This window comes from Cupriavidus sp. (genome assembly GCF_057315035.1).
Genome location: NZ_DBHKYV010000003.1, coordinates 255,094 through 269,294, shown reverse-complemented (window position 1 = coordinate 269,294; position 14,201 = coordinate 255,094). Strand labels below are relative to the sequence as shown.

10 protein-coding genes are annotated in these 14,201 nt (G+C 65.2%); 2 read left to right on the top strand and 8 right to left on the bottom strand.

What is annotated here, in order from left to right; all coding sequences use genetic code 11:
• Positions 1-23: 23 nt before the first annotated feature.
• Complete coding sequence (locus tag ACO550_RS07640; RefSeq protein WP_315591663.1) at positions 24-1,112, top strand: porin; 1,089 nt, start codon at positions 24-26, stop codon at positions 1,110-1,112.
• A 30-nt stretch (positions 1,113-1,142) separates the two neighbouring features.
• Here the strand turns inward: ACO550_RS07640 and ACO550_RS07635 are convergent, their stop codons facing one another.
• From ACO550_RS07635 to ACO550_RS07600, 8 genes are all read right to left on the bottom strand, one after another.
• Positions 1,143-1,475 (bottom strand): DUF3325 domain-containing protein, encoded by a 333-nt coding sequence (locus tag ACO550_RS07635; protein WP_315591451.1) that lies wholly within the window; start codon positions 1,473-1,475, stop codon positions 1,143-1,145.
• The gene (locus tag ACO550_RS07630; RefSeq protein WP_315591452.1) at positions 1,468-3,030 is read right to left on the bottom strand and encodes a PepSY domain-containing protein; all 1,563 of its coding nucleotides are present in this window, start codon (positions 3,028-3,030) and stop codon (positions 1,468-1,470) included. The genes ACO550_RS07635 and ACO550_RS07630 overlap by 8 nt, the downstream gene beginning before the upstream one ends.
• Complete coding sequence (locus tag ACO550_RS07625; protein ID WP_315591453.1) at positions 3,027-3,293, bottom strand: iron uptake protein; 267 nt, start codon at positions 3,291-3,293, stop codon at positions 3,027-3,029. The genes ACO550_RS07630 and ACO550_RS07625 overlap by 4 nt, the downstream gene beginning before the upstream one ends.
• A 21-nt stretch (positions 3,294-3,314) precedes the next feature.
• Complete coding sequence (locus ACO550_RS07620) at positions 3,315-5,570, bottom strand: TonB-dependent siderophore receptor (RefSeq protein ID WP_315591454.1); 2,256 nt, start codon at positions 5,568-5,570, stop codon at positions 3,315-3,317.
• A gap of 116 nt (positions 5,571-5,686) precedes the next feature.
• Complete coding sequence (locus tag ACO550_RS07615; protein ID WP_315591455.1) at positions 5,687-7,108, bottom strand: SidA/IucD/PvdA family monooxygenase; 1,422 nt, start codon at positions 7,106-7,108, stop codon at positions 5,687-5,689.
• 27 nt (positions 7,109-7,135) lie between these two features.
• Positions 7,136-8,239 carry a GNAT family N-acetyltransferase gene (locus tag ACO550_RS07610; RefSeq protein WP_315591456.1) on the bottom strand — a complete coding sequence of 368 codons (1,104 nt, stop codon included), beginning with the start codon at positions 8,237-8,239 and terminating at the stop codon, positions 7,136-7,138.
• 31 nt (positions 8,240-8,270) lie between these two features.
• Complete coding sequence (locus ACO550_RS07605) at positions 8,271-9,974, bottom strand: cyclic peptide export ABC transporter (RefSeq protein ID WP_315591457.1); 1,704 nt, start codon at positions 9,972-9,974, stop codon at positions 8,271-8,273.
• A complete protein-coding gene (locus ACO550_RS07600) occupies positions 9,971-13,228 on the bottom strand; it encodes an amino acid adenylation domain-containing protein (RefSeq protein WP_315591458.1) in 3,258 nt (1,085 codons plus the stop codon). The genes ACO550_RS07605 and ACO550_RS07600 overlap by 4 nt, the downstream gene beginning before the upstream one ends.
• Before the next feature lie 214 nt (positions 13,229-13,442).
• Between ACO550_RS07600 and fhuF the strand changes: the two genes are divergently transcribed.
• Positions 13,443-14,198, top strand: a complete 756-nt coding sequence (gene fhuF / locus ACO550_RS07595) for a siderophore-iron reductase FhuF (RefSeq protein ID WP_315591459.1) — start codon at positions 13,443-13,445, stop codon at positions 14,196-14,198.
• Positions 14,199-14,201 lie beyond the last annotated feature (3 nt).

The window sequence follows — 14,201 nt, the reverse complement described above, 5'->3', positions numbered from 1 at the left end:
CGCAGAACAAGGAGGAGAACAATATGAAGCTGAAATGGTATGCCGCGGCATTGGCTGCGCTGGCGAGCACCGCCGCCAGCGCGCAATCGAGCGTGACGCTCTATGGCGTGGCAGACGCCGGCATCGAATACACGAGCAAGTCGGCACCAACCGCCGCCGGTACGGGCGGTGGCAATGCGTTTCGCGTGACTTCGGGCAACCAGTCGGGGTCGCGCTGGGGCCTGCGTGGCGTGGAAGATCTCGGGGGTGGCCTGAAAAGCGTGTTCGTGCTGGAAAGCGGCGTGAACTTCGATACCGGCACCTCGGGCCAGGGCGGCCGGCTGTTCGGACGTAATGCCTACGTGGGCCTGCAGAGCCCCTACGGCACGTTTACGCTGGGCCGGCACACCACGCCGTTCTTCGACTTCGGCCTGCTCTATGATCCGATGGCGATTTCCACGCGCTACGGCATTACGTCGACCGCACCGGAATTTGGTTCGCGCGCCGACAACAGCGCCAAGTACATCGGCACATTCGGTGGCCTGACTGTGTCGGGGCTGTACAGCTTCACCAACAACGGCAATGAAGTGCCCGGCAACTACCATAACGGCCGCGAATTCAGCGCGCTGGCCAGCTATGCCACGGGAGGGTTGTCGCTCGGCGCGGTGTATGACCAGGCCAACAATACCGGCGATGCCAGCGCCCAGATGACGCGCCGCGCCTCGGTGGCCGGTTCCTATTCGTTCGGTGCTGCCAAGGTGTATGGCGGTTACCGCTGGGCCAGGGCCTACGACGGTGCCACGCTGCCGGGTGCCCAGGGTGCCAACGGTGGATCGAACCTGTACTGGGCCGGCCTCGGCTACCAGTTCACGCCGGCGTTCTCGCTGGTGGGCGCTGCCTACTATCAGGACTTCCGCAACTCGGGCGCCGATCCGTGGGACTTCGTGGCCACCGCCGACTATGCGTTCTCTAAGCGTACCGATGTCTACCTGTCACTGTCGTACGTGAAGAACAAGAACAACTCGAACCTGAGTGTGAACGGCTTCAATACCAACAGCCCGACCGACAGCGCATTCGTGCAGAACGGCGCCAACCAGTTCGGCGCGACCATGGGCATCCGCCACAAGTTCTGACGTGACCCGGTATCAGTAGAATGCGGCCCTTCAGATGCGCAGCAGCGCGATGCAGGGCCGCAACAGCGTCTTCAACCACGCGGGCCGCCACGTCAGGGTCATCGCTACCGCAACGGCGGCGGCCATTGCCAGCATCGCCCAGACAATCGAGCCGAAGGCAGGCGCGTCGCGCCACAATGCCAAGCCGCCACTGACTGCCACCAATCCCCATGCGGCAATACGCAAGCGCTTGCGTTGCCCGCTTCCGATATCGTCGTGACGCGCCGCCAGCGTGTTCCAATGCCGCTCCGACGCACAGGCGAACAATGCAAACGACAGATAGGCACTGCACGCGGCCAAGGCCAGCAGGATGGCGTCACGCATGGTCGGTCTCCTCGATGGCGGCCGCCAGCTTGGTCCGTACTGCCGTGGCTGGCTGACGCGAAGGCGCGAGCCGCCGCGCGGCCAACCACGCCATCGCGCCCGTCAGCAGCAAGCCGAGGTCCACGCCCGCCACCGCAAACTGTTGACGCACAAGCGCCAACGGCAGCCAGTCGCCGGTGGTGATGCCATTCAAGATCGGTGCCGCCAGGGCCAGCAAGGCAATGACAATGCAATGGCTACGCCATGGCACCAGCGTACGGCTGCCGCGCCGCATGGCCACGCGCGCATGCACGGCGCTGCCGAGCCACACCAGCAGGAATATTCCCGCCTCCACCAGTTCGCGCGATGGCACGTGCATCGGCAGTACGCGGTTGGCCACCAGCATCGCCAGCGTGGCCATCACGAGCCCGGTGGTCATGGCCGCCGTCACGGCGGCAGCCAGCCGCACGCCGCGCTCGCCATGCCGCGCGTGCCGTTTGTCGAGCCAGAACAGTTGCCCGGTGGCAATCAGCACGCAACCGGCCAGGCCACCAAGGAAATACAGCCAGCGCAAAGGCCAGTGATCGAACGCGACGAAATGCATGCCGGTAAGGAAGCGCTGCGTGGCCGCGGCGGGTTGCAGCGGATCGTGCCGCAGCAGCGCACCGGTGGCGCCATTGAAATAGACCGCATCGTCGGCCAGGCTGACCCGATCCTGCACTGAGCGCGCAACCTTGACCACGGCATTGGCATCGCCCGGATGCCAGACGCGAATGCTGGCCGGTTCCGCCCCGCCCCAACGGGCGCGCGCCGTGGCCAGCATGGGCGCGAGCGGTGCCATCGGTGCGGCCACATCGGCACGCGCACGCGAATAGCCCGACAAGGCCTGGTCATAGAACACGGCCGGTTGGCGGTAAAGCGCACCGATCCCTGCCGGCAACACGATCATGTAGACAATGGCCACCCCGGAAAACGAGATCACCGCATGGAACGGCAGCGCCAGCACCCCGGTCAGGTTGTGCAGGTCCAGCAGGCTGCGCTTGAGTTGCTTGCGCGGCCGGAACGTAAAGAAGTCCTTGAAGATCCGCACATGGATGATCACGCCCGACACAATCGCCGCAAGCATGGCCATGGCCGCGAGGCCAACCATGTAGTAGCCGATGTTCCAGACGCGCAGGTGCAGGTTGTAGTGCAGCGGGTAGAAGAACGATGACGCACCAAGTGTGCCCTGATCATCGAGCATGGCGCCGGTGCGCGGATCGACGAGCCGGGTAGCGCCGCCGTTCTCGGTGCGCACACGTACGATCATGACCGGCGTGCGCGGTTCGGCCAGCGTGACGGCCCACTCCCGCACCGGTCTTCCGGCCGCCAACTTGTCGACGGCCTGCACCGCCACGCCGACCTGGTCGGTCTGCGGCGCTACGGCAGGCAGACGCGTGGCCGGCATCATCCAGCGATCGATCTCCCGGTCGAAGACCGCGATCGACCCCATGAAGAACGCCACCATCAGCACCCCGCCCAGGATCACGCCGATCCAGGTATGGGCCCACGTCATGGCCTGGCGCAACTGGCTCATGGCGCCACCTCCGCCAGCCAGCGGGACAACGCCACGCCAAGCGCGGCACCGGCCAGCATGACCGACCAGACATGCCACAGGCGGGTGGTGACCATGGCCCATAGCGCCATCAGCGGATACAGCAACAGTGCCAGCAGCACGCTCCACAGCACGGCCTCGCTACGCACGAGGCCAAGCCGCCAGCCCACCACGGCGCCGCCCGCGGCAATGCCCCAGACGAACGCATAGCTGCCCAGCAGGGCCGCCAGGACCCTGCATGTCATGATGAACTGGCGTGGCACGACTTACATCCGCGCGCGGAAGGTCAGCATGAATGCACGCGGCGTGCCCCAGATATTCCCTTCCCGGATGTTGTTGGTCCGCACGTAGTAGCGGCGGTCAAACAGGTTGGTCATATTGAAGTCCGCGGAGAAATGCTTGTTGAAGTCGTATCCGATCAAGGCATCAACGGTAGCATAGCCCGGACGGTTCAGCGTGATCGCGCCGAACGGCTGCGGGAACAGCGTGGTGGTGGAACCTGAGCTGACCACCGTGGTACCGGCACCGATGCGCCACTTGTTGAACTCGCCCGGCAGGCGGTAACGCGTCCACAGCTTGAACAGGTGCTTCGGTGCCACTGCCGAGAACGGCGTATTGACCTGGCCCGTACGGTCCTGCAAGTCCTGCGTGTTGTTGTAGGTATAGCCCGCGTAGACGTCCCAGTTCGGCATCACGCGGCCGGTTACCTCGAGTTCCACACCCTGGCTCTTGGTCTTGCCCTGTGCCGCATAGACTGGGTTCGACACGTCGGTGGTATTGACGTAGTCCACCGTCGCCCTGCCCTGCTCGCGTACCTGGAACAACGCCATCGACGTATTCAGCGCACCTTCGAAGAATTCGCCCTTGAGGCCGATCTCGTACTGCTTGCCCTTGAGCGGATCCACCAACGTGCCGCTGGCCGTGAAGAACTCGTCCTGCGGCTGGTAGATCTCGGCGTAGCTCGCGTAGGCCGACCAATGCTCGGTCAGATCGAAGATCAGCCCTGCAAACGGCGTGAACTTGGCGTTGTAGTCGTCGCCCTGGGACACACTGGTAGAGCTTGTGTACTGGCGGAAATTGATGTCCCACCAGTTGATGCGGCCACCGAGCACCACAGTGAGCGGATCGGCCACCGACAGGCGCACATCGCCATAGAACCCGAACTGCTTGGTACGCGTATCGCGGCCCGAGCCGTTGAATGCGAACACCGGCTTGGTGAAATCACTGCGCGGGTTGTACACATCCACCACCTGCGTGAACGCGGTGGCGCGATACTGCGGGTCATTGCGGTCCGAGTTCGAGTAGTTGAAGCCGACCAGTGCCTTGTGCTTGCGCCCGAGCAACGAGAACGGACCGTTGGCGTAGACGTCGACGCTGTATTGCTCCTGCTCGTACGCGTTACCTGCTGCATAGAGCGTGGTGGTGTTGGTACCCGCGATGACCGGCGTATAGGCGTAGGCCTGTTCGCGATGGAAGCGATTGTTGATATAGCGGAACGCGCCCTTGACCGACCAGCCGTTGTCGAGCCGGTGTTCCAGTTCGGCAAATGCGCTCGTGGTGTAGAAGTGGTCGCGGTTCCAGTCGGCGCCCAGGAACGTGGAGCGACGTACATCGAGCAGGCTGGCCTGGCGGGTCACCGGGTTATAGACTGCCGGCAGCGTCCACGGCTGGCGTCCTTCCGCATCCTGGTAGCTGGCGCCCACGGTGGCCGTGGTATTCGGCGTGATGTCGTACTCGAGCACGCCATACAGCATGCCGGTACGCATATTGGCCTTGTCGATAAACGAATTCTTGTCCTGGAACACACCTACCGCGCGGCCGCGCAGCGTGCCGTCGGCATTGAGCGGACCGCTGGCATCGATCTCGGCGCGATAGTTGTCCCACGAGCCCACCGAGAACGAACCGGAAAGCTGGTAGTCGCGCGTCGGGCGCTTGCGCACCAGGTTGATCGCGCCACCGGTCTTGCCGGCGCCCGACAGCAGTCCGGACGGTCCCTTGAGCACTTCCACGCGTTCGAACTGCGCCATATCCGGCTGTACCGTATTGCGCCAGTCGTACTTGGTCGGCACGCCATCGAGCAGGAACGTATCGATTTCCAGCCCGCGCGAATAGAAGATGCTCCGTTCCTGGTCGCGCTTCTCGACGAACACGCCCGTGGCCTGGTTCATCGCATCTTCGAGCGTATTGAGCTTCTGGTCCTGGATACGCTCGGCGTTCACCACGGTCACCGATTGCGGCACCTCGCGCGCGGTCATCGGCACCTTGCTGCCGGCGGTGGTGGGCGGATTGATGCGATTTTCCTTCCCACCGCTGACGGTCACGGCTGGCAGATGATGCTCGGACGCCGGCGCTGCGGCTGTCGTCGCGGCCGTCGTGGCATCGGCCTGCTGGCCGAATGCCGTGGTGGTGAACAGCAGGCTGGCCGCGGCCGGAATCCAGCGCATGGCGATCACGCGTGGCTGGCCCGCTCGGTTACCCGCTCCTGGCGCGCGTGCGGTCGCGCGTCTGTTGGTATGTGGCATTGCTCGGTTGCTCCCCTTCTGTTGTGAAATGTGAAATCAATGGTCGATGCTCGAAATGAAAACCGGTGGCCGCCGGGACGCTCCCTTCCCGGTCCGTCGCCACCGGCGCCCGTGGCTCAGTGCGATCCCGCGCGAGCCAACTGCCCTTCCCAACGCACCGCCTGCGTGCGGCGCGTTGCCTGTGCGTTTGCGATGTCCCCTGCGTCATGCGCGGACCCATGCGCGGACCCATGCGCGATCACGGCACTGGCAATCTCCTGCGCGCGGATCGCCAGCACTGACAGCAGCGTGTCCGACAAGCCATGCGTGGCTTCGCAGCAGCCCTGCAGGAACACGCCCGCGCCGCATGCCGGCGTGGTCTTGAGCCGGTACTCGCGATCGGCCTCGAATCCGGTGTCGGCATCGAGGAATGGCGCCAGCGGCTTCAGCAGCGCCTGGTGCAGCTCGCGCCGATAGCCGGTGGCCAGGATCACCGCGTCATAGCGCTGCAGCTCGTGCGAACCGTCCTCGTTACGTACGATGTCGACCCGCACGCCGTCGGCATCGGCCTCTGCGTGGCGTGCCTCGCAACCGGCCAGCAGACGGTGCCGTGCCACGCCAGTCACCTTCTGCTGGTAGAGCACGTCGTAGATCGTCTCGATCAGGTCGGTATCGACTACCGCGTAGTTGGTGTTGCCAAAGCTGCGCAACAGTGCTTCGCGCTCGGCGGCATCGCGGCTGAAGTGGTAGTCGGTGTAGCCGGGATTGAAAATCTCGTTCACGAACGGACTGTCGTCGGCGGGCTTCAGCGCCGGCGCGCGTGAGATCAGGTCCACGGCCACCGTGCTGTCCCGTCCGTGCAGGTCAAGGAAGATCTCGGCCGCACTCTGTCCCGACCCGATCACCGCCACGCGCCGCACGTCGTGCAGTTGCGCCAGCGAGCCAAGATAGTTCGACGAGTGGAACACACGCGCGTTGCCTTGCCAGGCTTCAAACGGCCGCGGCACATTGGGTACGCCGCCCACGCTGACCACCACATTGCGCGCACGCCGTTCCACCACCGCGCCGTCGGACATGCGCGATACCACGCGCAGAATGTCGGCACCGGGTTCGCCCTGTCCCGCCTCGGGCGTGATCGACACCACTTCCTCGCCGTAGTGGCAGGCATCGGCAAAGTCCGCCGCCACCCACGACAGGTAGTCGTTGAACTCGTGGCGGCTCGGGAAGAACGTCTTGGTGTTGATAAAGTCCTGCAGCCGCTGGCGCGCGTGCAGATAGTTGATGAAGGTGTAGCGGCTGGCCGGGTTGCGCATCGTGACCAGGTCCTTCAGGAACGAGATCTGCATGCGGCTGTTGTCGAGCAGCATGTTGCCGTGCCAGACGAAGCCTGGCTTCTTCTCAAGGAAGCCGAAACGGAATGCGCTGTCCTCCGGCAGCATCTCGCGCAATGCGACGGCCAGTGCAAGATTTGACGGTCCAAAGCCGATGCCCAGCAGGTCGAAGACCGGAAGATGGCTCCCGCCATGGGGCGTGGAGAACGGTGAAGTGGACTGAAGCATGATGATGACTCCTCGTTCTGTTCGGTTTCAGGCAGCCAGCGCCTTGGCGGGAACGGCGGTTTCCGCGGCATCGGGTTGCGGCACCCACAGGCGTTCATCGAAATAGCGTTCGCGCAGCAGCATCACGAGCATCGCGCGCTTGTGCGGAAAATCGAATGCCTTGACCTTGGCAAAGCCGGAACGGTCCAGGTTGCGGATCTGCTGCACGTGGTCGATGCGCGGCTCGCCCACGATGCGCTGCGTGCGCGAGTCGTCCAGGAAGATGTAATGCATCAGCGACGGCAGCCACGCACTGATATAGGCCTTGCCACGAATGCTTGCGTCACCGATCAGCACATGCCAGCCACGGTCGAAATCGTCGGCGTCGTAGTACGGGCCGATGCGGTTCTCGCGTGCCCAGTACACCTCGAAATAGGCAAACGGCTGGCCATCGATACTGCCGATCAGCGGGATCGTGTGCGGATCGTCGAGTTGCGCCTGCAGATAGTCACGATGCTTGCTCAACTCGCCCGCTTCTTCCCAGAACGCCGCCACACGCGGATCGTTCATCCAGCCATGGAACCGTTCGAGGTCCAGGTCCATATCGGCCACGCGCAGCGAGAACACCTGGTCCAGCCACGGGATATGCCGGGCATAGACCTGGCCCGAAGGCTTGGGCGCGCGCAACGGATGGCGCTTGCCCTGGGTCATTGCGTATTGCAGCGGAAAGTCCCGATTGGACGGGCCGGTGTGCCACAACGCCGGGATCTGCCAGAGCTGGTCCACCGGCGATATCAACGCTCCCGATGACTGGCGTACCGCACTGCCTTCACGCAGCATTGGCACGGCGATGGTCTCCGGCACGTCGAGCGCGATATGCACCGCTTGCGGATGGCGCGCCAGCGCCGCCTCGCACGCAGCGAACGTGGCTGCGCGGCGCAGCGGGCCATCGGTGGCGGCATCGGCATGCGTCAGGGCCAGGCCCGGATTGTCGCCGGCAGTTACGCGCCAGGTCTGGAGCACGCGGTCGGCGTCGTGCACCTGGAGTTGGCCGGCACCGGTCCAGCCGGTGCGCAGCGGTGTGCTGCCCTGCGTGGTCCACGGCGAGGCGGACATGGCGTGCGTCATGAATGTCGCGGCATTGGTCTGCATGTGGAAGTCTCCCTGTCTGGTAGGCGCGGCCTCAGGCCGCGGCATGGCGTTCGGTGGCGATGTCGGGTACGGCGCGGACCGCGCTATCGGCAGCGCTGTCGGTCCCCCGATCGGACGCTTCATGGGCGACGATCACGCCGCTGTCGCAGCGGATCACGCGATCCGCCACATGGAAGTAGCGGTCGTCATGACTGACGGCGATGATGGTCTTGCCGCTGCGCTTGAGTTCCGGCAGCAACGATTCATAGAAATAGGCCCGGAACAGCGGGTCCTGGTCCGCGGCCCATTCGTCGAGCAGCAGTACCGGCCGCGCTTCGACATAGGCAGCCAGCAGCGCCAGCCGCTTGCGCTGTCCCTGCGACAACTGCGTGGTCGACAGCAGGTCATCGCGGATGGCGACCTTATGGTCCATATGCAGGCGCTTCAGGAACGCGTTGGCCACGGCTGCATCGAACTGGCCATCCGGTCCTACCAGGCGCGCAAACAGGTGGGCGTTCGAGAACACCGTGGCGAACTGGCTGCGATAGGCAGCACGTCCAGCCTCCCCTACCGCCTCGCCCGCCAGCCGCACCGTGCCGCTGGTGGGCCGGTACAGCCCCGCCAGCAGCTTCATCAGCGTGGATTTTCCGCTGCCGTTGCCGCCGACGATAAAGACCGTTTCCCCTGGTTTCAACGACAGCGATACCGGCCCGAGCCGGAAGCCGCGCTCGCCCTCTTCACCGGGGTAGTCGTAGCGCACGTCTTCGAGTTCGATCAATGGAGCGGTGTGATCCGTTGCCGCACGAACCGGTGGGGCATCCAGCGCGAAACCCGGCTCGAATGGCGCGAGTTGCAGCGAGTCGATCTTGCGCAGTGCCACATTGCCGGTCATCAGGATCGGCAGCGTGCCGACCAGGTCGTTCAGCGGCATGCGCAGGAACATCAGCACCAGCACAAAGGCGGTAATGCGTTCGCGCGGAATGCCCAGTGCGTCGCCGGCAACGAACATGCCGCAAGCCAACCCCAGGATCAGCATGGCCGTGAACGACAGGCTCAGCACCCAGTAGCGGTCGGCGCGTACTTCGTGTGCGCGCGCATATTCGGCGGCCGGTTCGAAATCACGCTGATAGAAGCTCTGCTTGCGCCATGCGTTGAGCGCCAGTTCGTAGCGGCCGTCAATGGCCCCCTGATAGCCCGCATACAGGCGATCGTCGGTATCGCGCACAGCCTTCATCAGCCCTCGCATGCGCATGACCCAGCGCTGCGCCAGCAACACGCCGCCGCCGAGCAGTACGGCACTGAGCAGGAACAGTTGCCACGACAGCCAGCCCAGGTACAGCAGCCCGCCCGCCACCAGCACCCCGTTGTAGAACACGAATGGCACGCGGTTGAACGCCATGCCGATCGACGCGATGTCCTTGGTCAGCGTGGCATAGACCTTGGGGCCACCAATGCGTTCGAGACGCTCGACATCGGTATCGAGCACGCGCTTGAGCATGCTCATGCGCAGGTCGTAGACCACCCGATGACCCAAGGCGGTCAACAACGCCTGCGAGCCGAACGCGCAGCCGAACAGCAACGCCAGCAAACCCGCCAGCGTGGCGATGCGCGTGGCGTCGAGCGGCGTGGTGCTACCAATCATGCGATTGATCTCGGCCACCAGCGCGATGCCGGCCAGCGCGCTACAGGTACCGGCCAGCAGCGCCAGGACCAGCAAACCGCCAAAACGGCGGCGCAATGACAGGAACAGGTTCATAGCGTCTCCAGCAACGCGTTCATGAAATCGACATCGGCCTGCGCGTCGCGCCGGCCAGTACTGTCGATGGCGGCGGCCATGTCGCGTAGCACCGGCGCGCCGAACAGCGTGGGCAATGCCAGTTCGCAATGCAGCGTGTCGCGGATGCGCGCCTGCAAACGCACCAGCAGCAGTGAATGGCCACCATGTGCAAAGAAGTCGTCATCGGCACCGAGTTCCGGCACGTTCAGCAAAGCGCTCCACAGCGCGGCGAGCTCGTGCTCGGTGGTGGTCCGCAGTGGCGCGACCGTGCGTGGCGCCGCCGCAGGTTCGGGCAAGGCCATGCGGTCGACCTTGCCATTGGCGTTCAGCGGCAGGCTGTCAAGTTGCATGAAGCGCGAGGGCACCATGTAGCCCGGCACGCGCTGGCGCATGGCAGCCACCATTGCGGGCACCATCACGGCCACGTCGAGCGGCGAATCCGTATCGGCTACGTAGTAGCCGTAGAGCTGGCCCATGCCATCGTTGTCGCGCCGTACCGTGCAGGCGGCATGACGCACGCCCTGGCATGCCGCCAGCGCCGCCTCCACCTCGCCCAGTTCCACGCGGAAGCCGCGTACCTTGACCTGATGGTCACGACGGCCGAGGAATTCGACCACGCCATCGGCACGCTTGCGCGCCATGTCGCCGGTACGGTAGAGCTGGCTACCCGCTTGCGCACCGGGTCCGCTGGCCACGAATGGATTTGGCACGAAGGCCGCGGCGGTGCGTGCCGGGTCTGCCGCGTAGCCGCGCGCCAGGCCCGCGCCACCGATATAGAGCTCGCCTGCCACACCCGGGGGCACCGGTTCCATGCGGGCGTCGAGCACATACAGCTGGTTGTTGGCGATCGGCACACCGACCGGCGCCACGGCAGTTGCCAGCGGTCCATCGCCAAGCCGGCAGGCCGCCGACCACACCGTGGTTTCGGTGGGACCATAGACGTTGAGCACCTGCGCACCCCTGGCCCGCAGGCCATTGGCCAGTTCGCGGCCAAGCGCCTCACCGCCGCAGAGCACGCGCAGGCCGGTCCATGCCGGTGTGTCGTGCGACAGCAGCATCTGCCAGGTTGCCGGCGTGGCCTGCATGACGCTGATCGCGTGCCGCGTCATCAACTGCGCGAGCTGGGCCGGATCGCGCGCCTCGTCCTGGCTAGCGAGCACCACATGGGCGCCCGATACCAGCGGCAGGAACAGTTCCAGACCCGCGATATCGAAACCCAACGTGGTGATGGCCAGTAGCCGGTCGTCAGGTTGCAACGGCGCCACCGCGCTCATCGCCAGCAGGAAGTTGGCGAACGCCCCGCGCGAGATCTGCACGCCCTTGGGCGTCCCGGTGGAACCCGACGTGTACAGCGTATAGGCCAGTTGCTCCGGATGCGGGTCCGACAATGCGTACGCTTCTGAAGCGTCATGCCAGGGGCGGGTCGGTCCTTCAAGCAGGATCACCGATGCTGCATCGCCGAGCGCGGCGCGTTCCTGCGTGGTGGCCAGGATCACGCCGGGCTGCGCATGTGCCAGGATATGGGCGTTGCGCTGCGGCGGATGGCTGGCGTCGATCGGCAAGTACGCCGCGCCAGCCTTCAGGATGCCAAGCAGCACGGCCACCAGTTCCGGCGTACGCGGCAGGCACACGCCCACCAGGCATTCAGGGCCGATGCCGCGCCCGTGCAACCAGTTGGCGATGCGATTGGATTCCGCATCGAGCGCCCCATAGCCGAGGGCAACCTCGTTGCGGCCGGCGCGCCCAGTGACGGCAATACGCGCGGCATGCGTGGCAACCGAGGCGCCAAACTGCCGAACGACGTCATCACCGGCGTGCAATGGCATGGCGGTCTGGTTGCCCTGTAGCACGATCTCCTGCCGTTCGGCGGTATCGAGCATCGGCAACGCATCGAGCGCAACGTCAGGGGTGGCCAGCATCGCCGCCAGCAAAGCGTCGTAGTGACGTGCCATGCGTTCGATCGTGGCCGGCGCGAACAGCGCCGCATCGTATTCAAGTGTGGCGCGCACCCCGGCGCTGCCGGCCTGCAGGTCCAGCGTGATATCGAACTTGGCGCTGTCATCGGGCACGGCCAGCGCCGTAACGCTCAGGCCCGCAAACGACAACGCCGCGACATCGCCCATCTGCAGGTTGAACATGGCCTGGAACACCGGCGTCCGGCTGGGGTCGCGCACCGGGGCAATCCGGTCCAGCAGCAGTTCAAAAGGCAGGTCGGCCTGGTTTAGTGCGGCGCGCGCGTCGTCGCGGATCTGCGCGCATAGCGCATGGGTATTCATTGCCGGCGCCAGCCGCGCGCGATAGATCTGCGTATTGATAAAGCAGCCGATCAGGTCGTCGAGTTCCTCGTGCGTGCGGGCCGCATTGGGCACGCCCACGGCAAAGTCCTGCTGGCCGCTGTAGCGGGCCAGCAGCGCCTGCCACGCCGCGAGCAGCACGGCGAATGGCGTAAGCCGGCCGGCCGGGCTGCTGGCGCAATAGGCGCGCAGCGCTTCAACCGTTTGAGATGCCAGGGTCCAGCGGATACGGGCGCCCTTGCCGGCAGGCGTTGCAGGTCGCGCGAAATCGAGCGGCAGTTCCAGCGCCGGGACGGCATTGCCGATGCGCGCCGCGGCGGCCTCCATGGCGCCATCGAGCGCGGTGCCTTGCAAGCGCTCGCGTTGCCAGCACGCGTAGTCGGCATACTCGATCGGCAACTCGGGCCATGCTGGCGGTGCCTCGTTCAGTGCTGCTTCGTAGGCCAGGGCCAGGTCGCGCGCGAGGATTGCGTTCGACCAGCCGTCCGAGACGATATGGTGCATGGCCATGACCAGCACGTGCACGTCATCCGCAATGCAAGCGACCGTGAACTGCACGGGGGGCGCGCTGGAGAGGTCGAATACACGCGCCGCCTCTTGCTGCAGCAAGGCCTGCACGGCGTGGTGGTCATCGGCCACGCTGACCTTCGTCAGCGATGGCATGGCGGCATCGATGCGTTGCACGGGCTCGCCTGCCTGCTCGACAAAGCGCGTGCGCAGCACCGCGTGCCGCGTCGCCAACGCTTGCAGTGCACGCTCCAATGCCGGAACCGACAGTGCGCCTCGCAGCCGGAATGCGCGGACCAGGTTGTAGGCCACGCTGCGCGGCGCATAGCGTTGCAGGAACCACAGTCGTTGCTGCGCAAACGACAGCGGCACCGGGTCGCGGTGCGCACGGGGGCTAATGGCGATGGTGAAATCGGGCGAATGCTGCGTCATTGGCCCTCCTTTCGCCAACGGCATGCCAGCCCGGTGTTGACATTTCTGCTGAAAGTCACAGAAACGCCATCGCCGAGCCTTTGCTCACAATGTCTGCAATCAAGGAAATTGCGAATATACATGCGAATCATTATCATTTGCAATCCATAAGCGACAAATGTCTCAAAGTGTTGTCTGGCCGCGCCAGATGCGCCCAGAGCCCTTTCCTTCTTCTGTGATTTCCTTACTGGTCGATCTTTTTCCGGGCCCGCTGCGCAGCTACGGCGAAGCCGTGGTGCTGGCGGGGCCCATTGCGCAAGGCACTACGCATCTGCCGGTTGCCGGACTTGCTACGCCCGTCATCGACACGGCACTCGATGCCGCGCTGCGCGCCATGGCGCAGCACTACGAAGGCACGGACCGCCGCGTGGTGGCATCGGTCTGGGCACGGCACTATTTCTCTGCCCTGCTGCCCGCGCCGCTGGCTGCGGCGGCACTGCGACACCACGCGCTGCCGCTCGACCGCGCGATATGCGTGGTTGACCAGCACGGCATCCCCACCCAATTGCAGGTGCCGCATCCGGGCGAGACGCAACGCCACGCCAGCGCCAGCGCGCGCTTCGGCGGCCTGCTCGAACACCATCTCCGTCCGCTGATCGAGACCTTGAGCCGGGTCAGCGGCGTCTCGGCACGATTGCTGTGGGCCAACGCCGGCGCGGTGACGGCCGAAGTCTTCCGCCATGCGCCAGCGCTGCTGCAACCGGGCATGCCCGCGACGCGCGCCACGCTTGAAGCCGATGCCGCATGGCTGATGGACACGCGCATCCGTGCGGACGGCAGCGCCAATCCATTGCATGCGCCAATGCGCGCCCACAGCGTGACGCGCGATGGCGTCACCAGCACGCTGTGGCTGCGGCGCATGTGCTGCCTGCGCTATCGGCTGCCGGGCTTCGACCTGTGCGGCGATTGCCCGCGGCAACTGCGCCAGTAGCAT

Bases quoted from the DNA above. Each gene is read 5' to 3' on its own strand.
- ACO550_RS07640 (WP_315591663.1), top strand. From the start codon at position 24: ATGAAGCTGAAATGGTATGCCGCGGCATTGGCTGCGCTGGCGAGCACC.
- ACO550_RS07635 (WP_315591451.1), bottom strand. From the start codon at position 1,475: ATGCGTGACGCCATCCTGCTGGCCTTGGCCGCGTGCAGTGCCTATCTG.
- ACO550_RS07630 (WP_315591452.1), bottom strand. From the start codon at position 3,030: ATGAGCCAGTTGCGCCAGGCCATGACGTGGGCCCATACCTGGATCGGC.
- ACO550_RS07625 (WP_315591453.1), bottom strand. From the start codon at position 3,293: ATGACATGCAGGGTCCTGGCGGCCCTGCTGGGCAGCTATGCGTTCGTC.
- ACO550_RS07620 (WP_315591454.1), bottom strand. From the start codon at position 5,570: ATGCCACATACCAACAGACGCGCGACCGCACGCGCGCCAGGAGCGGGT.
- ACO550_RS07615 (WP_315591455.1), bottom strand. From the start codon at position 7,108: ATGCTTCAGTCCACTTCACCGTTCTCCACGCCCCATGGCGGGAGCCAT.
- ACO550_RS07610 (WP_315591456.1), bottom strand. From the start codon at position 8,239: ATGCAGACCAATGCCGCGACATTCATGACGCACGCCATGTCCGCCTCG.
- ACO550_RS07605 (WP_315591457.1), bottom strand. From the start codon at position 9,974: ATGAACCTGTTCCTGTCATTGCGCCGCCGTTTTGGCGGTTTGCTGGTC.
- ACO550_RS07600 (WP_315591458.1), bottom strand. From the start codon at position 13,228: ATGACGCAGCATTCGCCCGATTTCACCATCGCCATTAGCCCCCGTGCG.